Genomic DNA, 23,852 nt, shown 5'->3' with positions numbered 1-23,852 from the left:
CGTTCTTTATGATAAATTTAGTGAGGCTTATTTTTTTTGCAAAAAATGATAAAAAGGAGGGAACACCTGTGCAAAATAACGTAAGGGCGATCTTGGAAGGAGCATTCGTCAGCGCAATTTTTCTTGTGCTTTTTTTTATCGCGTTTTATACGCCGCTCAGCATTGTTGCCGTGTTTGCGTTGCCGCTTCCGCTTACCGTATATGGGTACCGTCATGAGGCAAAAGTAGGAGGACTGGCTGCTTTTGTGACTGTATTTTTGTCGTTTATATTCGCAGGCTTTCCAGGATTGCTACTATCTTTTCCGGCCGCTGTTATGGGACTGGTCATGGGTGTTGCCTATCGGAAGAAAAAGTCGGCTGGGCAGGTTCTAATGATCGGAACATTAGTGGAACTGACTTTTATGTTTGTCAGTATCGGTCTGGCGCTAGCCGTTATGAAAATAAATCCTTTGGATGATATGATAAAAGCTATGCGGGAAATTTCGGAGCAAGTTTTGACTGATATGCAGAAACAGATTGAGAATTCGGTTAGCCAATTGCCCGAAGACCAAAGAAATGAGGCACAGACAAAGCAACTCGCACAGCTTAAAGAATCTTTAGGGATGATGAAAGCGCAGGTTACATCTTTAATCACGGCTATCATTCCAGGGCTTTTAATTTCATCATCACTTTTGTCCGCTTTAATCAACCATGCGTTTTTCCGGCGAATTTCGCAGCGAATGGGCGTACAGATTCAATCATTGCCAGCTTTACATAATTTGCGCTTTCCGCGCTCGATTTTGTATTATTATTTTATTGTACTCTTTCTGTTCATGATAAAAGGGCTACAGGATTACCATTTTTTGTACATGGCGGTTCTTAATATTATGCTGGTGTTGCAGCTGCTCTTTTTCGTGCAGGGATTAGGATTTATTGCGTACTGGATTCATCAGCGTAACGCAAGCAAAGGGCTGTTATTTATTGCGGTGATCTTGTTCCTTATTCCGCCGTTTACTTATATACTACTGTTAATAGGGGTTCTGGATGTAGGTTTTAATCTGCGGAACCGATTTTTTCGATAATAGGAGCTGAGTATATGCTGAAGTTCCTGGCAAAGCGCTGGTTTGGCTCGCATATTATCCTCGCTCTCGGCTTTTGTGCATTAGCGGCTGGATTATTGGCTGTTTATGTAAATTGGGTGTTTGCGATCATTGGTTTTGTGGTGGTGGCGAGCAGTGGATATCTTGCGTTTCATAATCAGCTGCTTATTCGTGATGAGATGGAGACATATATTTCTACATTAAGCCATCGCATCAAAAAAGCGGGGGATGGAGTGGTCAATGAACTGCCGATCGGCATTGTGCTCTATAATGAAGATAAGGTGATCGAATGGCACAATCCATATTTGCAGCATATGACCGAAAAAGACAGCTTAATTGGCGAATCGCTGCTTGATGTATTTCCACCGCTTACTGAAATAAAGGAAGATCAGCAAAAAGCGGAGATAACATACCGCAAGCGAATTTACGAAATATTGCATCGCCCGGAGGAGCGTCTGCTTTATTTTACGGACATTACCGATTATAAGGAATTGCAGATGCATTATGAGGAGGAAAAGCTTGTACTTGCGATTGTTCATCTGGATAACTTGGATGAGGTAGCACAGGGCATGGATGAACAAAGCCGAAGCCTTCTTCTTACTAATGTTACGGGAGCGATCACAAAATGGGCGCATCAATATGGTATTTATCTACGGCGTTTTTCTTCTGACAAGTTCTTGGCGGTATTTGATCAAGGAACTTTGCATCAGTTGGAGGCCACTCGCTTTGATATTCTTGATGTGGTGCGTGAGATGACGAACAAGAATAAAATCCCGATTACGCTGAGTATCGGAGTAGGAGCCGGAAGCGACACGGTTATTGAACTGGGTGAAATGGCACAATCCAGTCTTGACGTGGCACTTGGCCGCGGCGGTGACCAGGCGGCTGTGAAATTCAGGGATAAAATTACGTTCTATGGTGGTAAGTCTAATGCTGTTGAAAAGCGGAACCGGGTACGCGCACGCGTTATTTCGCACGCGCTGCGCGATTTAATGCTGGAAAGTGATCTTGTGCTTATTATGGGACATAAAATGCCGGATATGGACGCGATTGGCGCCGCAATCGGCGTGCTGAAAGCAGTGCATGCGGCTGAAAAACAGGGGTATATTGTACTGGATGAAAGCAATCCTGCGATTGAGCGCTTGATGCAGGAAGTAGAAGAACATGAATACTTGGGTGACTATTTTGTTTCCAGCGATCAGGCGTTGCAAATGGCGACGAAGAGGACGCTTCTGGTCGTGGTCGATACGCATCGTCCGTCTATGGTTATCGAACCGCGTTTGTTGAACGTGACCCACAAGGTTGTTCTTATCGACCATCATCGGCGTTCGCAGGAGTTTATTTCCGACCCGGTTCTTATTTACCTTGAGCCTTATGCTTCATCGACTAGCGAGCTTGTTACCGAATTGCTTCAGTATCAAGGAGATAACCTGGCGCTTGATGTGTTGGAAGCGACCGCGTTGCTCGCTGGAATTGTGGTTGACACGAAGAGCTTTGCGTTTCGCACCGGTTCACGGACTTTTGAAGCCGCTTCGTTCTTGCGGCGTAAAGGGGCGGATACCGCTCTTGTACAAGTGCTTCTGAAAGAAGACTTACATCAATACATTCGCCGTGCGGAAATTGTCCAACATACGGAAGTGTTTTGCGGCTCTATCGCCATCGCGAGAGGGAAAGAGGACGAAACATACGGTCAATTGTTGATCGCGCAGGCGGCGGATACGTTGCTCACGATGGCTGGTATTGAAGCTTCGTTCGTTGTCTGCCGCAGACCGGATGGTTTGGTGTCTATCAGCGCTCGCTCGCTGGGTGATTTCAATGTTCAGCTTGTCATGGAACAGATGGGCGGCGGCGGACATTTAAATAATGCAGCTACCCAGTTGAAAGACGTGACCGTTTCCGAAGCGGTTGCTCAACTAAAAGAAATACTTAAGAATTATCAAGGGGGGAAACTAAAATGAAAGTAATCTTTTTGCAAGATGTGAAAGGGCAAGGAAAAAAAGGGGAAATTAAGGAGGTTTCCGAAGGTTACGCGCGTAACTTTTTGTTTAAAAAAGGATTGGCGCAGGAAGCGACTCCCGGCAATTTGAAAATGCTTGAAGCACATAAGAAAAGCGAGGCCAAACGCAAAGAACAGGAGCGTGAAGACGCGAAAGCACTGGCAAAAGAGCTTGAGAATTTCACGCTTACTGTTAAAGCGAAAGCCGGTGAAGGTGGTCGTCTGTTTGGCGGCGTGAGTACAAAGCAAATCGCCGAGGAATTGAAGAAAGCGAATTACAAGGTAGATAAGCGTAAGATAGAGCTTTCTGAACCGATTCGTACCCTTGGTTATACAAATGTGCCGATAAAGCTGCATCCAGAAGTAACAGCGACCGTAAAGGTACATGTTGTTGAAGAATAGAATTGAGGGATAGGCTATGAGTGATATTTTCCTCGATCGTATTCCACCCCAAAACATCGAGGCCGAACAGGCCGTTTTGGGGGCTATTTTTTTGGAGCAGGAAGCATTAATCACGGCGACGGATATTTTGACGGCAGAAGATTTCTACCGAACATCTCATCAACGCATTTTTCAGGTGATGGTGGATTTAGGGGAACGGAATGAGCCAGTCGATCTTGTAACCGTTACGGCGGAGCTGGAGAACCGCAAACAGTTGGATGAAGTAGGCGGGGTTTCGTACTTGACTGATCTGGCCACATCTGTTCCAACAGCCTCCAATGTGGAATACTACGCCCGGATCGTAGAGGAAAAATCAACTCTGCGCCGCTTAATTCGGGCTGCGACCAAGATTGTGACAGACAGCTATACGATGGGTGAAAATGTGCAGGCGCTCTTGAGCGAAGCTGAGCGTAGCATTATGCAGATTGCGCAGCGTCAGCGTACATCCAGCTTTCAGCACATTAAAGATGTGCTGATGGATACGTATGAGTACATTGAGACACTATCGAATAATAAGGGCGAGATTACCGGGTTGCCTACCGGGTATCCGGATCTTGATAAGATGACAGCTGGGCTGAAACCGTCCGAGCTTATCATCTTGGCTGCCCGGCCAGCAGTGGGAAAAACTGCGTTCGCGTTAAATGTGGCACAGAATGTGGCTGCTCGCGCCGGGGCTTCCGTGGCGATATTCAGTCTGGAGATGTCAGCGACCCAGCTTGTGCAGCGGATGATTTGTGCGGAAGGCAATATTGATGCACAGCGAATGCGTACAGGGTATTTCACGGAGGAAGACTGGCACAAGTTGACGATGGCAATTGGTACGCTGGCGAACGCTCCTATTTATATAGATGATACGCCAGGAATTACTATAAGCGAAATCCGTTCCAAGTGCCGCCGCCTGAAGGCGGAGGTGGGTCTGGGTTTGATTTTGATCGATTATTTACAGTTGATTACCGGGAGAAAGGGCGGCAGCGATAATCGCCAGCAGGAAATTTCCGAGATTTCCCGAACGCTTAAGTTGCTCGCCCGTGAGCTTGAATGCCCGGTCATTGCCTTATCGCAGCTAAGCCGTGCTGTGGAACAGCGTCAGGACAAGCGGCCAATGTTGTCCGATATTCGCGAGAGTGGAAGCATTGAACAGGATGCTGATATGGTTGCCTTCCTTTACCGCGATGACTATTACAACAAAGAGACGGAGCGGAAAAACATCATTGAAGTCATTATCGGTAAGCAACGGAGCGGGCCGACTGGGACGGTGGAACTTGCCTTTCTTAAAGAATACAATAAGTTTGTAAGTCTAAGTCAGCATGAGGAGCCGGTGCAGAAGTAGGAAGTACCATCCATGCATATATTTTCAAAAAAATCCCTATTCTACTTGATAGGGATTTTTTTGATATTTTGCAGATCCGATCGACAGGACGCAAAGCGGCCATTTTCCTTTTTTAAGGAAAAAGGACAAATAGCAATGCCCGCGAATTTTTCTTATATTTATTCTAATTCTCGAACAAATTGCTTCAATAGAACCCGATCGTTCGGTTTTGATTGACATACAAGAGAGCGATTGCTAAACTTAGTATGTTAGAAAAGTAGGAGGTGCCCAGCCAATGTCAACCGTAGTAGTTGTAGGAACCCAATGGGGAGACGAAGGAAAAGGAAAAATCACTGACTTCTTAGCGGAAAAAGCGGAAGTCGTCGCGCGTTATCAAGGTGGAAACAATGCGGGTCATACCATTGTTTTTGGCGGGACAAAATATAAATTGCACTTAATTCCTTCAGGAATTTTTTACAAAGAAAAAATCTGCGTCATTGGAAATGGAATGGTTGTCAATCCGAAGGCGTTAGTAGAAGAACTAGATTATTTACATAACAATGGTGTAAACACGGATAATCTGCGCATTAGCGACCGTGCTCATGTTATCATGCCGTATCATATGAAACTCGACGCGGCAGAGGAAGCAAAGAAAGGCGACAATAAAATCGGCACAACCTTAAAAGGTATCGGACCGGCATATATGGATAAATCTGCCCGTATCGGTATTCGCATCGCCGATTTGATGGATAAGGAAGTATTCGAAACAAAACTTCGCCGCAATCTGGAGGAAAAAAACCGACTGTTCGAAAAGTACTATGAAACAGATGGTTTTACAGCGGAGGAAATTCTCGATGAATACTTGGCATATGCGGAGCGCATTCGCCCATATGTAACGGATACGTCTGTTGTGCTGAATGATGCTATTGATGCTGGGAAGCGTGTATTGTTCGAAGGTGCGCAGGGCGTAATGCTGGATATTGATCAAGGAACATACCCATTTGTAACGTCTTCCAATCCGGTAGCTGGCGGCGTGTGCATCGGTTCCGGCGTAGGACCGACAAAAATTCATCATGTGGTAGGCGTGGCAAAGGCGTACACTAGCCGTGTGGGTGACGGGCCATTCCCAACTGAACTGCATGATGAGATCGGTAACCGTATTCGTGAAGTAGGCCGTGAATATGGTACGACAACAGGTCGTCCGCGCCGTGTAGGCTGGTTTGATAGCGTAGTTGTCCGCCATGCGCGTCGCGTAAGTGGGATCACAGCTCTTGCTCTGAACTCTCTGGATGTATTGACTGGGCTCGATACGGTAAAAATTTGCGCCGCTTACCGCTATAAGGGCCAAATTATCGAACATTACCCGGCAAACCTTAATATGTTGGCGGAATGCGAGCCGGTATACGAAGAACTATCAGGCTGGAAAGAAGACATTACAGGCGTTCGTTCGCTTGATGAACTTCCGGAAAATGCGCGCCACTATGTGGAGCGTATCACGCAACTGACCGGCATTCCGCTTGCGACGTTTTCCGTAGGTCCTGATCGTGATCAAACCAATGTTGTTCGTAGCGTATATTCTTTGTAATGTGTCAGCGTAATGCTATATATAACGAGGTTAATCGCTTCCGGCTTTATTTAAAAAAGCCGGGAGCATTGCTTTTTCAGGGAGTTTAGATATTTATTCCTCTTATTCCTGTTATTTTCTGTCGAAATGTGTCGTTTTTTTCTTGCTATTATACTCTTCCGGTGCTACCATGAAGGGGTGTTTGGAAGAAGGAACATGAAGGCATTGTCGTGCTCTGCCTTGCGATATGTATAAAATTTCCCCGTTAACTAAAAAATAAGCAAGGACAAAGGGATACTTTTCTAAGGATCCCCTTTTTTGTTATTTATAGAAGAATCTTTGCGATTCGACGGAGAAAAACGGGAGGTTACGATGTTTATTGAAAGAATGTCGTCATGGACGAAAGGAACATGGTCTCATGGCGTAAGATTCGTTCAAAATAAAAAAAATACAGGGAAGCTGGCACTTGGTATTTTTGCAGTCTTTTTGTTGGTAAGTGGAACAATTGTAGGTGGTTATATATATCAGTCCAATCTTAGTACGTTGTATCGTGTCGCGATAGACGGAAAAGATATTGGTGTGGTTGATAATCCGCAAATGATTCAAAAATGGCTCGCGGATATGCTGGTAGCTGAAAAGAAAAAGTATCCTCATCTTGCCTTCGGATTTAACAAAAAGATTACAATAACCGAAGAAAAACATTACGCCGAGAAAAAGTTAGAGAATAAAGCCGTACTGGATCGTCTGGCTTCCGAAATCAAAGTAGAAGCGAATGCCGCACAACTTGTAGTGAACGGAAAAGCGATTGCTTATGCGCGGGATAAGAAAAGTATTGAGCAGGCGTTAACACGGTTAAAAGCGATGTATAGCGAGAAGAAGTCTACGCACGCGCTGATGGTAGCCGTTACTCCTGCCTTCGCACCGAAGGTACACGCGAAGGCGCAACCTGATTTATCGGATGTCAGCATTAAGGAACATATTGACATTACATATAAAACCATTTCTCCCACCCGTGTATTAAATGACGAACAACTGATGAATGTGCTGCTGAAAGGTGTACCGGAGCAAAAAAATCATGTGATCAAGTCCGGGGAGACGCTCTGGAATATCGCATCGCAATATGGGCTTAAAGAAAAAGAATTGCTTGCTTTAAATCCTCATCTTAAAGAAGATAGTGTATTGCAAATCGGTGACACGATAAATGTGCAGGCGTTCTCACCTCAGGTTACGGTAGTGTCCCGAAAGGAAATGGTCGAAACGGTTGCTATTCCTTACCCGGTAAAGCAGCAGAATGATCCGAAAAAGTACCGTGGTGATGACAAAGTTGTCATCCAGGGCAAAAATGGAAGCAAGCAGATTGTGTACGAACTGGTAAAAGAGAACGGCAAACTTGTGAGGAAAAATCCTGTACACCAGAAAATATTGCAGAAACCGGTCGCCCAAGTTGTGATCCGCGGAACAAAAATCAAGCCTTCCCGCGGAGATGGACATTTTCGCATGCCTGCGGTCGGACTTTTGAGTTCGCGTTTTGGTATGCGCTGGGGCCGGATGCATGAAGGAATTGATATCGCAAATCCGGTTGGCACGCCAGTACATACAGCCGATCATGGCCGCGTTGTTTTTGCCGGAGAAAAAAGCGGCTACGGAAAATGTATGATTGTCGATCATGGAAATGGATACAGAACGTTATATGGCCATTTAAGCAGCTTTATAGCTAAGCCGGGCGATATTGTGGTAAAGGGAGAAGTGATCGCCAAATCCGGCAATACAGGGCGTTCCACAGGGCCCCACTTGCACTTTGAGATTCGCAAAAACGGGGAAGCTGTCGACCCGCTCCCCTATCTTCGTTAATATAGAATAGAGAAAAAACCGGTGTAAGAGGCTTCTTTCACCGGTTTTTTAATGGGGATATCCGGGGCAGGATTTTAGCCAGGAAAGTGGAAAGTAGTTAGAGAGGTGAAAACCGTGAGACATAAAGTAATGGTAGTAGACGATGAACGTCCGATCGCGGACATTTTGCAGTTTACGTTAGAGAAAGAGGGCTATGAGGTTGTATGTGCTTATGACGGAAACGAAGCGGTCACACTTGCGGAAAAAGAAAATCCGGATTTAATTTTGCTTGATATCATGCTTCCGGGAAAGGACGGTATGGAAGTGTGCCGTATTATCCGTCGCACATCTGATGTGCCGATTATTATGCTAACGGCTAAAGATAGCGAACTAGATAAGGTGCTCGGCCTAGAACTCGGCGCTGATGATTATGTTACGAAGCCGTTCAGCAGCCGTGAATTGCTTGCACGGATTAAAGCCAATTTGCGTCGTCACGTAAAGGAGCGTGTGGTGGAAGAAAACAAGAAAGAAAGCGAGTCTCCTTCCAGGATTACGGTAGGTCAACTGACAATTGACATGAAGTCTTATACAGTTGAAAAGAACGGGCAAAACATTGATATTACGCACCGCGAGTTTGTGCTTTTACAATACATGGCGAAACACTGTGGCCAGGTGATGACGCGCGATCACTTGTTGCAGGCGGTATGGGGCTTTGATTACTTTGGCGATGCACGCACTGTTGATGTAACCATTCGACGCCTGCGGGAGAAAATTGAAGACGATCCGAGTTCTCCGCAGTACATTATTACCCGGCGTGGACTCGGATATATGATGCGCAACGGCGTGGAGGAATAACGAATGAAACGTATCCGTTTTTTTCAAACGGTTCAATGGAAGATCGTTATTCTTTATTTATTGTTAATTCTGATTGCAATGCAGGTGATCGGGGCGTATTTTATCCGCTCCGCAGAATCGTATTATTTAAATAATTTCAATGAAACGTTGAATACACAGGCGAATTTGCTAGCTGTTAATGTGGAGAAATACCTAGAAGAAGAGATGGTTCCGCGGGAGGATATAGATAATCTAATCCATAACTTGTTTGCCCTGCGAAATGCGGATGTCCAATTGTTAGATCAGAACGGGATTGTACTTACCACGACCGAAGAAAACAAAGCTTTTATCGGCCAGAAAAATACACGAGCCGAAGTAAATATGGCGTTGCTTGGCACAAGGAACGAATCGATCCAGTACAACCCGGAAACCCGGCAGCGGGTTAAGGTACTGGCCCTGCCGATTAAGAAGGGAACAAAAATTCTTGGCGTGCTTTACATGGTGGCTTCAATGGAAGAAGTTTATCACACAATGCGCCAGATTAATGGAATTTTCGCTACCGGTACGGGGATTGCCCTCCTGCTTACAGCCGCGCTGGGGATTGTACTGGCGCGCACGATTACGACGCCGGTCAAGGAAATTACCCGGCAAGCGACAGCAATGGCAAACGGGGATTTTAACAGGCAAGTTCGCATTTATTCCGAAGACGAAATCGGACAATTGGGGGAAACGTTTAACTTGCTTACCCGAAGACTAAAGCAAGCCCTTTCTCAGACTGAGGCAGAAAAAGAAAAACTTTCCTCGATTCTGGCAAATATGAGCGACGGTGTCATTGCCGCTGATGGCGATCGTAACATCATCCTTGTCAATAAACCTGCACAGCGTATTTTGGGTGTAAGTTATAAAACCGTGCTTGGTAAGAATTTGTATGAGGTGCTCTCTATTCCTGGCGATAGTGATGAACGGGACTCTTTATTTGAAGAAAACGGATCGTTGTTAATGGATATGAATGTAGAAGGGGAAGAGAGGCTGATCCGCTTTTCGTTTACGGTGCTAAAAAACCGGGCAGAGCAAAAACATGCTGGTATTATCGCCGTTTTGCAGGATGTGACTGAGCAGAAAGCGCTTGAGCGCGAACGACAGGAATTCGTAGCCAACGTGTCGCATGAATTGCGTACGCCGCTGACGACGCTGAAAAGCTATCTTGAAGCGCTGGAAGAAGGCGTAGTCGATGATCCGGAGCTTTCCCGGAGGTTTCTTCGCGTATTGTTGAACGAAACGGATCGGATGACGCGGCTGGTAACTGACTTATTGCAGCTTTCCCGGTACGATGCCGGGCAATACAACTTTGATTTTCAGCCAGTGAATGTCCCGGAATTGTTGCAAGACGTAGTAGAAAGATTTGCGTTACAGAGCCGGCAGGAAAACATTGAGCTTCAATTGGATTTTCCGGCGCATGATCTTCCGCCTGTAAAAGCAGATCGGGATAATATCATTCAGGTGCTGGACAATTTGATTTCAAACGCTATGAAGTATTCCAATGAGAATACAAAGGTGATGATTCAAGCGTGTGAAGTGGGAGAAAAATATGTACGGATTGATATTATGGATGAAGGGATGGGAATACGGAAACGCGATCTGACAAGAATTTTTGAACGCTTTTACCGGGTAGACAAAGCGCGTAGCCGCAGTATGGGAGGCACGGGCTTGGGTCTGTCTATTGCCCGGCAGATTGTGCTGGCGCACGGCGGAACGATTGAGATTGACAGCGAGTGGCAGAAAGGAACGAGGGTCAGCTTCACGCTGCCGGTATACGAGGAGATGAAGAATGAATCTTGAAAAAATCAAAACAATACTCCTAACTTTTTTGATTATCATAAGCCTTGTGCTTTCCGGGTTGCTTTGGAATAGCACCCCTCAGTTGGAAAACCTTGCTCCTTCCGATTATGTTGCGCCGCCGCCGGCAGGCCATAAATATGAAGTAACTGATGTAATCCGTCCCAAGGCCTTTATCCTCCATACAGGAAATGGAAGACATATGAAAGCCGCCGTTGAATCAGGGACATACAAAAAAATCCAATACGAAATGGATACGTGGTACTTTTATGATTTTGCACGTACTCGGCTTACGAAAGAAGAATGGGAAAATATTATCAACAAGAAAAAGGCTGTGGAAATTGTGTATAGCCACGAAATCCCAGCCGATATTATGCCCGAACTTTTTACAGTTCGTGGAAGGGGAGCGGAAGAGTTTCGCTCGGCGAGCCGGATTTTGCTGTATGAGAGTCGGGAAAAAAATATCGTCAACGCTTTATTTATTTCAGATCGTGATCAACAGGTTGTTCGGGCTCACACTTCGGTGACAGTTGGACAAATGGACAGCATTCTTTCACCTAATTATCTGACTCATCTACCTGAGCAAATGATGTACCGAGCATTTGTCCATCATCGTGAAGAGGCTATTCACTCTAATCGGTATGCATTCTATCAACCGATTTATCTGCCGAAAGAACGGGAGAAGATGTCGCGCTACCGATATTTCTACCAGCCTTTGACTGTTAGGCAAGTACTGGAGGCGATGTTTGTCGACGTAAGTTTGACCCGGCAGGTGACGGAGCGCGATGGCACTACGATCTATACAAATGGCAGTCAATCCGTTTCCATTCCGGCTGCACGAAATTATTTATTGTATCGATATCCTGTGCATGAGTGGGAACAGGCGGAAACAAAGCAGGCGAACTATGAAGCGTTGAATTCCGCACTTTCTTTTGTCAATCGTCATGGTGGATGGACCGGACGTTATTACTTGGAGAGTGTTGATATGGTAGAGCCGGAGCGCGAAAGAACAGTAACCTATCGTTTTCGCCAGTATATTGGAGCTTATCCTTTGTTTAGCGATGGGCCGGATGAGAACACGATTTCTGTCCGGGTATCGGGCGGTACGGTTTCTGAACTGTATTATCCAATGCGGCAACTTGATGTATACTTCGAGCGTGTACCAGTTACAGTTGTATCAGGTGAAGAATTGATAAAGCGCCTTGAAGAGCTTGGAATTTCTAGACAACAGGTCGTCTCCATTGAACTGGGATTGTGTACCCGTCCGGTTTATGATTTTATTGAGATGAAACCTTGCTGGACAGTAAGAATGACGGAGCGTCCACCAATCTATATCGAAGCCGATGCCACCGCGTTTGATAAGCGGGCGGAGGGAAAGTAAAATGGACTGGAGCAAAGCGAAAACCATTTTAATTATTACATTTTTATTGCTGGATTTGTTTCTTGGCTATCAGGTGATGATGAGCCAGAACCGGGACATGGAAATTGCGCCTCAAGGAGAGCTGATTCCATCAAGTCTTGAGGAGCTTTTAAAAACTCGCAATATCAAACTGGAAACGGAGATTCCAACCGAAATGCCGCCAGAGATGAACTATGTGAATGTTCGGTTTACCAGTTTTGCCAGTCACCTGCAGAAGTTAACCGGACAGATTGTCGGACAGCAAGGTGTAGGGGTGACGGTAAAGTTTAATAAGCCATTGCTACTGACGAACCTTATAAATAAGGAGGAATTGTTGAAAAAGGTGGAACGGTATATCGCGTATAGCCAGGATTACACATATGACAAGAAGAGAAGTTCCAAGACGCTGCAATGTTATGTCCAGCAATACGGCAAGTATCCGATATTCAGTGCCCCGCTGGAAATTATGAATGATCGCAACCGGATGCTGGGGTATCGACAGATACATGTTCAAATTGTTAATCAGGGGACGGGACGTAAAATCATCCCGGCTTTCACTGCCATCCGCACGTTGTTGGATAATGGGTACATCCGTTACGGTGAAGCTATCTCTGATGTAACGGTCGGTTATTTCGGTCATATGTATGATGCGGACATTCAAGTGCTGGCTCCTGTCTGGCGGGTGGTTCATACCGGAGGCATACAGTATGTGAACGGTATCACCGGGGCGATCGAACAGGCCCCTCCTCTTGAAAAAAATCAGGCAATCTCCAATAATAATACTAGTGGTATTCCCCCGTCATAAAAATGACGGGGTTCCTTCTAGAGTATGAATAGGAAAAACTTACGAATTGCGCTCCGCTCTAAAGCGATGCTAGGAGGCTGTTTTTACATAAGCAACACAAGGATAAATGCGGGTAGCATGCGAGTTTTCCTTAAATTTGCAAAGAAGGGCTTAGCAAGGAGCGAAGAACGTGTTATGAAATTTAGCGTGCTCGCCAGTGGAAGTACTGGCAATTCTTTTTTTATCGAATCAAAAAATAGTAAATTATTAGTAGATGCCGGATTAAGTGGTAAGCAAATAGAGAAGTTATTGGAAGAGGTAGGCGTGAATGCTGCTGATTTGGACGCTATCCTTATTACCCATGAGCACTCCGATCATATTAAGGGGGTGGGAGTGCTGGCCCGCCGTTATCAGCTTCCCATTTACGCCAATTCAAAAACATGGGAACAGCTGGAGCGCCAACTTGGGCAAATCGCCGAAGATCAGCGTCTTATTATGGAAGTAGGCGAAACAGTAGAATTTGGGAACATAAAAGTAGAATCGTATGGCTTATCACATGATGCCGCTGAACCGATGGGCTTTTGTTTTTATGAGGGTGAAGCCAAGGTGAGCTTGACAACCGACTTAGGATATGTAAGTCAACGAATTAAGGATACAGTTCGCGATTCAGATGCATATATCTTTGAATCCAATCATGATGTGGAAATGCTTCGCATGGGTAGCTACCCATGGAATACAAAACGGCGTATTCTAAGCGACGTTGGTCACCTCTCCAATGATGCGGCCGGTGAAGCGCTGGGAGATATTCTTGCAGGTAAGGGAGAGACCGTGTATTTGGCCCATTTAAGCAAAGAGAACAACATGACTGAATTGGCACGGCTAACGGTGAAGAATATTCTTGAGGAATACGGATTTTATGAAGGAGAAGATATACATTTGATGGATACTTCGCCTGTTCATCCTACAGCTGTTCAGGAAATCGTTCGTAAGGGAAGCGGCATGACAGGTAACAATGGAAAGTAGGAAGTGATCAGGGAAAGAAAGGAGCAACGCCATGGGTTATTACGATGATGAACTTTATAACGGCCACAAGAAAGGAAAGCGGGGCGGCGCCTCTACGTTCTTTATTGCGCTTGTGTCAGCGATCATCGGCGGCCTTGTGGTACTGATGATGGTGCCGACATTGCTGAAATCAGGTTATTTTCCCGGATGGACGGCTCTGCCCGAGCAGCCGGGACAGCGGGAACCTGTAATCGGGGGCAATACGGCCAACTATTCGGTCAATGTTAATACTGCTATTGTAGATGCGGTGGAAAAAGTAGAAAATGCGGTGGTTGGTGTCGTCAATATTCAGCAGAGACGCGATTTCTTCGGATTTGTGGAAGAGGGAACAGCAGGGACAGGTTCTGGTATTGTGTTTCGCAAAGCCGGGGGAAAAGCATATATCGTAACGAACTATCATGTGATTGAAAGAGCTGAACAAGTACAAGTTGCATTGGCCAATGGTGAAAAGAATGTAGAGGCGAAAGTAGTAGGTGCAGACGAGTATACCGACCTGGCAGTACTAGAAATTGATGGTTCAAAAGTAGAGCAAGTCGCGGAATTTGGCGATTCTTCCAAAGTCAAAGTTGGAGAGCCGGCGATCGCGATCGGCAATCCGCTTGGTCTTGCATTTTCCCGCACTGTAACGCAGGGCATCATCAGTTCTACGGAACGGACGATGCCGGTGGATATCGACGGGGACAATGAGACGGATTTAGAAGTAAACGTTTTACAGACAGATGCGGCGATTAATCCAGGAAACAGTGGCGGACCGCTTGTGAATATTGCCGGACAGGTTATTGGAATCAACAGCATGAAAATCGCGAAAACAGGCGTAGAAGGCCTTGGTTTTGCGATTCCGATCGATGATGCAAACAAGATTATTGACGATTTAATTCGCTACAAGTCTGTGCAGCGCCCGATGCTTGGTCTTGAGAGACCGGTAGACTTGGGACAGGTTCCGGAAGACGCTCGCCGAGACCCGCTGCAGTTGCCGGGTGATGTGGAAAGTGGCGTTGTGATTACGAGTGTAACGCCGATGAGCCCGGCCGACAAAGCTGGACTGAAGCGGTACGATGTAATTGTGCAGCTTGATGATCAGAAGATTGAAAGCCTGGCGCAGCTGCGTAAGTATTTATTCCAGAAGCGGGTTGGCGATACGGTTCAAATAACGTTCTACCGCGGATCGATTAAGAAAAGTGTAAATGTGACGCTTGTGAAGCAGCTCATGCAATAAATAATGAAACAGAGGCCGGGGAATTTTCCCCGGTTTTCTTATGTGTAAGAAATATGGTTGTTGTTTATCGGGAGTTTAGATAAAAATATGTCTCTTCTTCTTTCTGGTAAGTATTGAATCATCAACATCCGTGTGTAAAAATGCGAGTGGGAGTTTTTCTGTATGTCTGTCAAGTAAATACGGTATCATAGGGTAGCAAATAAAATATGTAACGGAGGAAAAAAGAATGCTCGATCCGGTTAAAAAGGAATATTTGGAGAACGGTGGTGAGCGCTTTATCGTGTGTGCGGCTGATCAGCTTGAGCTGGCGCTTGATGAATTTGTAGATGAGTACGGAGAGGCACCAGACGTGTATGTATTGTCGGAAGTGGAGAAAGAAGTCGTGGGCTGGAAAGCGCCGAAGACGTGTCGGTATAGCGCCGAAAAGCCTGCATATATTTTACTATAAATAAAATTCCACAGGTGAACAAAGAGAGGGAAGGTTATCCAATAGCTGTGAATAACTTGTGGGTAATCTTGTGTGTATGTAGTTATTCACATTTGAAAAAACAAGGTTTTAGATGGCACAATTATTGATTTTACTGGGTTTTTTGAATGTTATTTCGTAGTATATATTCACAGTCATGTTATCAACATAATGTGGATAACTCTGTTTATACAGGGGATAACTGTGCAAAAAGTGTGAAAAAAGAGAGAGGCGGAAAAAGTTATGCACATAACAGTTGTCGCAGTTGGCAAATTGAAAGAGAAATATTTGAAGTTGGGGATTGAGGAATATTCGAAACGTTTGTCGGCGTACGCGAAAGTGGAAATCGTAGAAGTGACGGATGAGAAGGCACCGGAGAATTTGAGTGAGGCTGAGATGCTGCGGGTGAAGGAGAAGGAAGGAGAACGGATTCTGGCCGTGTTGAAGCCGGATCAGCATGTGATCGCGCTTGCGATCGAAGGCGAGATGTGGTCATCAGAGAAGTTGGCACAGAAACTAGATTACTGGGCGACGTATGGTCAGAGTTCAGTGGCATTTGTGATTGGCGGTTCGCTGGGGCTGTCGGCTGCGGTGATGAAGCGTGCGAACGAGTCGTTGTCATTTTCAAGGATGACATTTCCACATCAGTTGATGCGGCTGATTTTGCTTGAGCAAGTGTACCGCGGGTTTAAGATTAATCGCGGCGAACCGTACCATAAATAGAGGCAAAAATTGTTGAAGATAAGGTGGAATTTTATTGTCGGAAGCGGGTATTGGCTGTGGATAATCAGTTTCATTATCCGCTTCACGATACAACATGTGGATAAGTATAAAGGTTTTAGATATGTTGACTTCTGTAAAATCGAATTCAAGTTCAATGTTTTTAATGGTTCTTGATTTTCCTGTTTGTTTAATTGTAATTTTATCGATCAATAATTGAAGTAATTGTTTTTGATTTTCTCTTGATGTCTTCTTATAAACGAATAGAAATTTTTCAAGTAACAATTCAATAAGTTCCGGTTGAATAACTTTTGAGTCAGAAGAACTCAAATGTAATGTAATCTCATTTTTCTTCTGTTCTAATTCTCTTTTTTCATTGGAAACCTTTTGTAATCCTTCTTGTAGGATATCTATCGGGAGTGTATTCTTTTCAAAAGCTTCCATATATTTGTCTTGCAATTGCTGGATTTCCAACAAGCGGTTTTCAATCTGTTCTAGTTCTTTATTCAGTTTGTTTAGAGAACTAGCAGAACTTGAATTTATTTCTTTTAATGTTTTATATAGCTTTTGCTTATTGGTAACGAGTTTTTCAATTCTATTAATAACCTCGTCCTCTGCTTCATCTGCTTTTATGGAATTCGCTTTACATGCTGCAGATCCTTTATTATGGAAATTACTACACACATAATATCGATGTTTTCGTTTCGTCCCATCCTTTCGTGTAGATGTTGTAATGGAAGGGACCATTCCTTGACCGCAATCAGGGCAACGCAAAAGACTGCTAAGTAAAAAAGGTTCATTCGATTGGCGCTGTTTAAATGATTTGCTTTTTCTTCTTGCTTGAACTAAACTCCATAAATCATCTGAAATGATGGCTTCATGCTGCCCCTCAACAATGATAGGGTCAGGATTCTTTCCTTTTCTTCTCTTAGTGTCCCAATTTTCAACCTTTAACCAGCTGATTTTACCATTATAGATGACATTGTCTAAGATTGTTGCAATCCCATTTATAGAAAAATAACGGCCTTTTTTCGTTCGATATCCTAATTTATTTAAGTAGTTTGCAATTGCCTTTAACCCCTTTCCGCTTGCATACATTTCAAAGATCATTTTTACGATCTCTGCTTCTTTATGATTGATGACAAGTTGTTTTTCAACAGTATCGTAACCAAATACAGAACCACCATTCCATTGTCCCTCTAATGCCCTTTGTTTCATACCAAGTTTTACATTTTCCGATAACGTATTTCTTTCCATTTCCGCAATAGAAGCCATTATCTGTAGAACTAAACGGCCAATAGGGCTTCCGGTATCAAAGTTTTCCGAGTAGGATATAAATTTTACATCGTATTTTTCAAACTTATCCAAAATGACTAGAGTATCCAACATATTTCTTGAAAGCCGGGATATTTTCCATACTAGAACGGCATCAAATTTGTTGATTTCCACATCATCAATAAGCCTTTTCATTGCTGGCCTGCCTTTTATCGATTTTCCACTAATCCCCTCGTCTACATATTCTTCAACAACTTCCCAGTTGTAAAGTTGAGCATATTGTCGAAGTGTTTGAAGTTGAGCGGTTATACTGTACCCTTCTTTAGCCTGCTCTTCTGTACTAACACGGGCATATATGGCTACTTTTTTAATTTCCATCTCTTAACCTCCCTCTATGAATTAAAGTTTTTCTTACGAATACTCACGTATTCTCATGATATCTTGATTTTTATAAACGAAGTCTCAGTTAGACATTTGAAACTTTTAAAAATGTTGGAAGTGGAGGACGTAGCCTATCAGAGATCTATCGCCTTTTTGAAAAATATGGTTGCACATTGGATCTCCACAAGACTCATGGTGGTGTACCCTCCCATGTCTCTCAGGATCTGCTGTCCCTACTTTCCTTCGTTCAACCTGTCCATGAGGTGGAGGCCAGAGATGCTCCTTTTCAGGGTCAGTGCCCGCATGGTAAAAATCATTCCGGCTTCTCCGTGCTTCGTTTTTAATCAAGGTATTGAATAAGAACGTATGCCAAAAAGAAACAACTAAAAGATTTATGCAGTGAGAGGCAAGATCTGACTACATAAAGGCGTAGCTTTCATCATCTTGTTCATGTCAAAATCGACTTCTTTACGTGCCAGCACAAACATAATCCGAAGCAGACGACAGCACAGGGCAATCAACGACTGCTGCTTGCGGAGCGGATTCTGCTGTCGGGTCGTATCATACACATGCAGCGCCTTGAATGCCTGGTTTTTGGCGACCAAGGGTCGGATCACTTTGTAGAGAAGTGCGCGAAGCTGTGGTCGTCCTCGTTTGGTAATTCGGGTTTTCCCTCGGTGCTTTCCTGAGCGGTTTTCTTTAAGGTTCAGACCAGCCAGCTTTTGAAGTTGACGAGGGTGCTGGTATCTGGACAAGTCGCCAACCTCTGCGAAAAAGCCGGCAACCGTGGCGATTCCCATACCCGGAATCGTAAGAATGTGCTGTACACCGGGAATGTCGTTTAGTAAATCTTCGATTTCCTTCATCACTTGTTCAAGCTGTTGTTGCGTTACTTCGTAGGTTGTAAGCAATGTTCGCAGTTCGAGCCTTGCCATCTTTGTGCCTTCACGCAGGCCAACAGAATGTCTCGCCTGTTCTACAAGCTCGTGGGCTCGTCTCGGGCGTAAGCCTCTTGCGATGCTTTCCTGCCATGTGGTCAAAATGCCGGATGTGCCTATCTGGATGATATCTTGAGGCAGTGGAAAACGTTTGAGCGTCTCCAATGCCGCTTTGCCTTCCCAGCTTGTAAACACCGTTAAGAATTCTGGAAAATAGCGATCCAGCCAGTTATGCACCTTGGCTTGAATACGTTGAAGCTCGTTTGAGAGGTGGTCTCGTATTTTGACAGCTTCCCGTAGCTCGGCATAGACACCGGTCGGGAAATAAGGTGCAGAGTACCGTCCATCTTTGACGAGCTGTGCAATCACGCGTGCATCTTTTGGATCGTTCTTGGTCGGTGAATTATCATCCAGCTCTTTTGACTTTTTCACATGCATCGGATTGACGACCACAACCGGAATCCTGCGGCTTCGTAAGAAAGCCGCTAAGGTCATCCAATAATGTCCCGTTGGCTCCATTCCCACAATGACCTCTGTTTTTTCGTGTTCTGTCATCAAGCTTTTCATCCAGTGACAAAATGCTTCAAATCCCTGGCGCGTGCTTAAAAAGGAAAAAGCTTTCCCGTACATAAGCCCACGGTCATTTTGTGCGCGTGCTACGTGTTTGTGCTTCGCGATATCTACGCCTACAATCAAGGTCGATTCTGTAATTTGAGAAATGCGTTGGTTTTGGCTATAATTGAGTACCTCCTCTGCTATTTCGAGGTCACGGCCGGTGACACTCTGTATGTTAACAGGAGGTACTTTTTTATCCAAGCGCATTTTCATTCATTACAGGAATGCTCCTTTCTTAATTTATTAAACATTAGACCTTGGGAATTTAATGCTTAGATTAATCGATTAATTATTATAAATAAAACTCATGGTGCTAGATGACGATGGACGATAATTGATCATGTATTTTCTATATGTTGTGATTGCACGGCAAATACGGAAAACACTTGAAAGTAACAGGATTGTGACATTCAACTAGCACCACAGGTTATAAATAAAGTAATTATATTATATCCTAATTGGAAGTATATGTTTATTTTTTATGCGTTCCTTTTATGTTTCTAATTTATTTTTTCTTATAACACATCTATTTATGCGGCCGTTTTTAACAAATCGTATTGTCATCTCAGTTTTGCCCCATAAAACACAATAATAGTAAATGTTTGATTGACTGGAAACTATTTACCTATTACAATATAACTATATTGACTCGGACAATATTTTGGTAGGTGATCAATTGATAGGTTTAGAATACATCCTTGAACTTTATGGTATGCAGCAAATTGAACTGGCCGAAAAGCTTGGAATTAAAAAGCAAAATATTAATCTTTGGATTAAAAGAAAGCAAAAGATCTCTAAAAAACATTTACCTACGTTGGAACAAATTTTTGGCATAGACGCTAAATACTTTTCAAAAGAATTAACTGATTTAGATAAACTGGAGATTCAAAAAGAAAAATTAAAGCGGGATTTACAGCCTATTATCACGAAATATGAAGAACAGTTCCTCATTGGGGAAGAAAATGATCTTGTTGAAGTGCCGGTTTATGACAAAGAGGAATTGAATCAAATAGAACACGATATTGAAAAAGCCAAGCTAATTGAAAAATTTCGGAACATGCTTAATCGTGCTGAACATCAACCTTATTTAGACACATTTAAATTGGTTCTTGAACTTTTAGATAAAGCACAGCATGAACCGGTCTTCCATAAAACAATAGAAGCTTTAGCCCATTATTTAGAAGTGTTACCAGATTGGGTGTCAACAGGTCCTGAACAAGATGAATTTGAAAGTGAATTATTCGAAGTATTCGATGATTATAATTACTAGATTTAAAAGGAGATGCGATGATGGAAACAGCAAAGATTGGTTTTGAGGAAACACTTTGGAAAGCCGCTGACAAATTACGTGGAAGCATGGATGCATCCGAATATAAACACGTAGTCTTAGGATTGATTTTCTTAAAATACATTTCTGATAAGTTTGAAATGAAGTATAACGAATTAGTTGAAGAAGGAGAAGGCTTTGAAGAAGACCGCGATGAATATATTGCAGAAAACATTTTCTGGGTTCCGAAGAAGTCACGATGGGAATTTATTAAGGATCATGCGAAAGACCCGAAAATCGGTCAATATATTGATGAAGCGATGATTGAAATTGAAAAAGAAAACCCGTCACTTAGAGGTGTGTTAGATAAACGTTATGCCCGCCCTGAGATTGATAAACGCCGTTTAGGAGAACTGATAGACCTCATTTCAACCATTAAATTGCACAGCAAACAAGAAAAAGACTTACTTGGTCGTGTTTATGAATATTTTTTAGGTAAGTTTGCCAGTGCAGAAGGAAAAGGCGGTGGCGAGTTCTATACGCCACAAAGTGTTGTCAAAACATTGGTTGAAATGATTGAACCGTACGAAGGGCGAATTTATGACCCTTGTTGTGGCAGCGGTGGCATGTTTGTTCAAAGTGAAAAGTTTGTTGAACGCCATCAAGGAAAAATTGATAATCTCTCTATTTATGGTCAGGAACTCAATTCAACTACTTGGAAGCTTTGTAAAATGAATCTTGCTATCCGTGGAATTGAGGGGAATATCGGCGATCATCATGCGGATACGTTCCATAATGATTTACATAAAACGCTGAAAGCAGATTTCATCCTTGCCAATCCTCCATTCAATGTGAGTGACTGGGGCGGAAATGAATTAGTTGATGATGTTCGTTGGAAATTCGGTACACCACCAGCGAGCAATGCCAACTATGCATGGTTACAGCATATAATCTATCACCTAGCACCAAATGGCGCTGCTGGTATTGTATTAGCCAATGGTTCGCTAAGTTCCAATACATCGAATGAAGGGGAAATTCGTAAAAACATACTCGAAGCGGATTTAGTCGATGCCATTGTTGCTTTGCCTGACAAATTATTCTATTCAACAGGTATTCCAGTTTGTTTATGGATTTTAAACCGTAATAAGAAAAATCATCCTAAATACCGAAGCCGTGAACATGAAATTCTATTTATCGATGCACGAAACATGGGTCAAATGGTTGACCGTCGCCTGCGTGAATTAACGGAAGAAGATATTCAAAAAATTGCAGGAACATACCGAAACTGGCGTAAACCAGATGGGAAATATGAAGACATCAAGGGATTCTGTAAATCAGCGACTTTAGAAGATGTCCGTCAAAATGACTATGTATTAACTCCCGGACGCTATGTTGGAATAAGTGATGTCGAGGATGATGGTATACCATTTGAAGAAAAAATGGAAACCCTCACCAGTGAATTAAGAGAACTATTTGAAAAATCCCACCGATTGGAAGAAGAGATTAAAAAGAATCTAGGGGGGATTGGGTATGACATCTAACGATTGGAAAGAAGTTCAGCTCAAAGATGTTATTTTATTTAATCCACGAGAAAGCATAAAAAAAGGTACCATGGCTAAAAAAATCAGCATGGATAAGTTAGCTCCTTACCAAAAAAAAATAACTGGATTTGAATATGCTGAATTTAAAAGTGGTACAAAGTTTAAAAATGGTGACACTTTATTAGCTAGAATAACTCCATGTCTTGAAAATGGGAAAACAGCACAAGTTGATATATTAGATGATAATGAAATAGGATTTGGTTCAACTGAATTCATTGTAATGCGTGAAATTAGTGGTATTTCAGATAATGACTTTATTTATTATTTAGCAATTTCAGATGATTTTAGAAATATTGCAATAAAATCAATGACTGGTACATCTGGTCGCCAACGAGTGCAAATGGATGTCTTAGAACAGACGAAATTATTGATTCCACCATTAAGAGAACAAAAAGCCATAGCCAACATTCTTTCAACCTTAGACGAAAAAATTGAAACGAACAATCAAATCAATGAAAAGCTTGAAGAAATGGCACAAGCATTGTTTAAACATTGGTTTGTTGACTTTAAGTTTCCGAATGAAAATGGCGAGCCATATAAATCAAGTGGCGGCGAAATGGTTGACAGTGAGCTGGGGATGATACCTAAGGGGTGGAAAATTGTTACTTTAGAAGATTTGACAAGTAAATTCACTACAGGGTTAAATCCTAGGAAAAATTTTGTTTTAGGTAAAGGTGAAAATTATTATGTCACAATAAAAAATATGGGGAATAATCAAATTTATTTAGACGACAAGTGTGACAAGATTGATAATGATGCAATTAAAAAAATTAATAAAAGATCAGATTTGAAAAAAGGTGATTTATTATTTTCAGGAATTGGTACTATTGGAAGAGTATATTTAATAGATGAAACACCCGAAAATTGGAATATAAGTGAATCGATTTTTACATTAAGGTCATCAAAATTAATTACTTCTGAGATACTATACCTGCTACTTTTGAGTGAACAATTACAAGGGTATGCACAGCAACTAGCAAGTGGAAGTGTACAAAAAGGAGTACGAATGAGGGATTTGAAAGCCTATAAGTTAGCGATACCTAGTAATTGTTTAATAGAAAAATTTACTGAGTTAATTAGGCCTTTAATCAGAAAGAACAAGTATTTGGAGAAGGAAAATAAAAGGTTAAAAGCTATTCGTGACACCCTTTTACCAAAATTAATGTCCGGAGAAATTCGTGTACCGTTGGATGATGAAGTTTTGTCAGGACAAAGTTAAAGAATAGAATAAAATCCCGA

At 43.0% G+C, this 23,852-nt stretch carries 19 protein-coding genes; 17 read left to right on the top strand and 2 right to left on the bottom strand.

Features of this window, described 5'->3' with window-relative positions; all coding sequences use genetic code 11:
- The first annotated feature begins 68 nt into the window (after positions 1–68).
- From K3F53_RS18625 to rlmH, 14 genes are all read left to right on the top strand, one after another.
- Positions 69–1,061, top strand: coding sequence for a YybS family protein (locus K3F53_RS18625; RefSeq protein WP_220559237.1), 993 nt, complete (start codon positions 69–71; stop codon positions 1,059–1,061).
- A gap of 14 nt (positions 1,062–1,075) precedes the next feature.
- Complete coding sequence (locus tag K3F53_RS18620) at positions 1,076–3,037, top strand: DHH family phosphoesterase (protein WP_091260966.1); 1,962 nt, start codon at positions 1,076–1,078, stop codon at positions 3,035–3,037.
- A complete protein-coding gene (rplI, locus tag K3F53_RS18615; RefSeq protein WP_057897243.1) occupies positions 3,034–3,477 on the top strand; it encodes a 50S ribosomal protein L9 in 444 nt (147 codons plus the stop codon). Before K3F53_RS18620 ends, rplI begins: the two co-directional genes overlap by 4 nt.
- Positions 3,478–3,493: 16 nt before the next feature.
- Positions 3,494–4,846, top strand: coding sequence for a replicative DNA helicase (gene dnaB, locus K3F53_RS18610; protein WP_057897244.1), 1,353 nt, complete (start codon positions 3,494–3,496; stop codon positions 4,844–4,846).
- Positions 4,847–5,120: 274 nt separating this feature from the next.
- Positions 5,121–6,410, top strand: coding sequence for an adenylosuccinate synthase (locus K3F53_RS18605; RefSeq protein ID WP_057897245.1), 1,290 nt, complete (start codon positions 5,121–5,123; stop codon positions 6,408–6,410).
- A 351-nt stretch (positions 6,411–6,761) separates the two neighbouring features.
- On the top strand, positions 6,762–8,240 hold the full coding sequence (locus K3F53_RS18600; RefSeq protein WP_220559236.1) for a M23 family metallopeptidase: 1,479 nt from the start codon (positions 6,762–6,764) through the stop codon (positions 8,238–8,240).
- Positions 8,241–8,354: 114 nt separating this feature from the next.
- A complete protein-coding gene (gene yycF / locus K3F53_RS18595) occupies positions 8,355–9,074 on the top strand; it encodes a response regulator YycF (protein WP_175493633.1) in 720 nt (239 codons plus the stop codon).
- Between the two features lie 3 nt (positions 9,075–9,077).
- On the top strand, positions 9,078–10,892 hold the full coding sequence (walK, locus tag K3F53_RS18590; RefSeq protein ID WP_057897247.1) for a cell wall metabolism sensor histidine kinase WalK: 1,815 nt from the start codon (positions 9,078–9,080) through the stop codon (positions 10,890–10,892).
- Positions 10,882–12,270 carry a YycH family regulatory protein gene (locus tag K3F53_RS18585; protein WP_057897248.1) on the top strand — a complete coding sequence of 463 codons (1,389 nt, stop codon included), beginning with the start codon at positions 10,882–10,884 and terminating at the stop codon, positions 12,268–12,270. The genes walK and K3F53_RS18585 overlap by 11 nt, the downstream gene beginning before the upstream one ends.
- Position 12,271: 1 nt before the next feature.
- On the top strand, positions 12,272–13,093 hold the full coding sequence (locus K3F53_RS18580) for a two-component system regulatory protein YycI (RefSeq protein ID WP_220559235.1): 822 nt from the start codon (positions 12,272–12,274) through the stop codon (positions 13,091–13,093).
- Between the two features lie 174 nt (positions 13,094–13,267).
- A complete protein-coding gene (locus tag K3F53_RS18575; RefSeq protein WP_220559234.1) occupies positions 13,268–14,095 on the top strand; it encodes an MBL fold metallo-hydrolase in 828 nt (275 codons plus the stop codon).
- Between the two features lie 31 nt (positions 14,096–14,126).
- Positions 14,127–15,350 carry a S1C family serine protease gene (locus K3F53_RS18570; RefSeq protein ID WP_057897250.1) on the top strand — a complete coding sequence of 408 codons (1,224 nt, stop codon included), beginning with the start codon at positions 14,127–14,129 and terminating at the stop codon, positions 15,348–15,350.
- Between the two features lie 226 nt (positions 15,351–15,576).
- Positions 15,577–15,798 carry a CxxH/CxxC protein gene (locus tag K3F53_RS18565; protein ID WP_057897251.1) on the top strand — a complete coding sequence of 74 codons (222 nt, stop codon included), beginning with the start codon at positions 15,577–15,579 and terminating at the stop codon, positions 15,796–15,798.
- Between the two features lie 261 nt (positions 15,799–16,059).
- Positions 16,060–16,539, top strand: coding sequence for a 23S rRNA (pseudouridine(1915)-N(3))-methyltransferase RlmH (rlmH, locus tag K3F53_RS18560; protein ID WP_057897252.1), 480 nt, complete (start codon positions 16,060–16,062; stop codon positions 16,537–16,539).
- Here rlmH and K3F53_RS18555 read toward each other — a convergent pair.
- Together K3F53_RS18555 and K3F53_RS18550 are read right to left on the bottom strand one after the other, a co-directional pair.
- Positions 16,441–18,189 carry a recombinase family protein gene (locus K3F53_RS18555; protein ID WP_220559233.1) on the bottom strand — a complete coding sequence of 583 codons (1,749 nt, stop codon included), beginning with the start codon at positions 18,187–18,189 and terminating at the stop codon, positions 16,441–16,443. The genes rlmH and K3F53_RS18555 overlap by 99 nt on opposite strands.
- Positions 18,190–18,584: 395 nt before the next feature.
- Positions 18,585–19,958, bottom strand: coding sequence for an IS110 family RNA-guided transposase (locus tag K3F53_RS18550; RefSeq protein WP_246615666.1), 1,374 nt, complete (start codon positions 19,956–19,958; stop codon positions 18,585–18,587).
- A 463-nt stretch (positions 19,959–20,421) separates the two neighbouring features.
- Here K3F53_RS18550 and K3F53_RS18545 point away from each other — a divergent pair, with 463 nt between their 5' ends.
- The 3 genes from K3F53_RS18545 to K3F53_RS18535 are packed head-to-tail and all read left to right on the top strand — an operon-like array spanning position 20,422 to position 23,832.
- Positions 20,422–21,015 carry a helix-turn-helix domain-containing protein gene (locus K3F53_RS18545; RefSeq protein ID WP_061566052.1) on the top strand — a complete coding sequence of 198 codons (594 nt, stop codon included), beginning with the start codon at positions 20,422–20,424 and terminating at the stop codon, positions 21,013–21,015.
- Between the two features lie 20 nt (positions 21,016–21,035).
- Positions 21,036–22,553, top strand: a complete 1,518-nt coding sequence (locus K3F53_RS18540; protein WP_408863356.1) for a class I SAM-dependent DNA methyltransferase — start codon at positions 21,036–21,038, stop codon at positions 22,551–22,553.
- Positions 22,543–23,832, top strand: coding sequence for a restriction endonuclease subunit S (locus K3F53_RS18535; RefSeq protein WP_220559231.1), 1,290 nt, complete (start codon positions 22,543–22,545; stop codon positions 23,830–23,832). Before K3F53_RS18540 ends, K3F53_RS18535 begins: the two co-directional genes overlap by 11 nt.
- The last annotated feature ends 20 nt before the right edge of the window (positions 23,833–23,852 follow it).

It is taken from the genome of Aneurinibacillus thermoaerophilus (genome assembly GCF_019603355.1).
GTDB classification, from domain to species: domain Bacteria; phylum Bacillota; class Bacilli; order Aneurinibacillales; family Aneurinibacillaceae; genus Aneurinibacillus; species Aneurinibacillus thermoaerophilus.
This window is presented reverse-complemented; position numbering and strand designations above follow the sequence as displayed.

Bases quoted from the DNA above. Each gene is read 5' to 3' on its own strand.
- K3F53_RS18555 (WP_220559233.1), bottom strand. From the start codon at position 18,189: ATGGAAATTAAAAAAGTAGCCATATATGCCCGTGTTAGTACAGAAGAG.
- K3F53_RS18620 (WP_091260966.1), top strand. From the start codon at position 1,076: ATGCTGAAGTTCCTGGCAAAGCGCTGGTTTGGCTCGCATATTATCCTC.
- K3F53_RS18605 (WP_057897245.1), top strand. From the start codon at position 5,121: ATGTCAACCGTAGTAGTTGTAGGAACCCAATGGGGAGACGAAGGAAAA.
- K3F53_RS18550 (WP_246615666.1), bottom strand. From the start codon at position 19,958: ATGAAAATGCGCTTGGATAAAAAAGTACCTCCTGTTAACATACAGAGT.
- K3F53_RS18600 (WP_220559236.1), top strand. From the start codon at position 6,762: ATGTTTATTGAAAGAATGTCGTCATGGACGAAAGGAACATGGTCTCAT.
- K3F53_RS18580 (WP_220559235.1), top strand. From the start codon at position 12,272: ATGGACTGGAGCAAAGCGAAAACCATTTTAATTATTACATTTTTATTG.
- K3F53_RS18565 (WP_057897251.1), top strand. From the start codon at position 15,577: ATGCTCGATCCGGTTAAAAAGGAATATTTGGAGAACGGTGGTGAGCGC.
- K3F53_RS18540 (WP_408863356.1), top strand. From the start codon at position 21,036: ATGGAAACAGCAAAGATTGGTTTTGAGGAAACACTTTGGAAAGCCGCT.
- K3F53_RS18585 (WP_057897248.1), top strand. From the start codon at position 10,882: ATGAATCTTGAAAAAATCAAAACAATACTCCTAACTTTTTTGATTATC.
- dnaB (WP_057897244.1), top strand. From the start codon at position 3,494: ATGAGTGATATTTTCCTCGATCGTATTCCACCCCAAAACATCGAGGCC.
- rlmH (WP_057897252.1), top strand. From the start codon at position 16,060: ATGCACATAACAGTTGTCGCAGTTGGCAAATTGAAAGAGAAATATTTG.
- K3F53_RS18535 (WP_220559231.1), top strand. From the start codon at position 22,543: ATGACATCTAACGATTGGAAAGAAGTTCAGCTCAAAGATGTTATTTTA.
- rplI (WP_057897243.1), top strand. From the start codon at position 3,034: ATGAAAGTAATCTTTTTGCAAGATGTGAAAGGGCAAGGAAAAAAAGGG.
- K3F53_RS18570 (WP_057897250.1), top strand. From the start codon at position 14,127: ATGGGTTATTACGATGATGAACTTTATAACGGCCACAAGAAAGGAAAG.
- K3F53_RS18575 (WP_220559234.1), top strand. From the start codon at position 13,268: ATGAAATTTAGCGTGCTCGCCAGTGGAAGTACTGGCAATTCTTTTTTT.
- walK (WP_057897247.1), top strand. From the start codon at position 9,078: ATGAAACGTATCCGTTTTTTTCAAACGGTTCAATGGAAGATCGTTATT.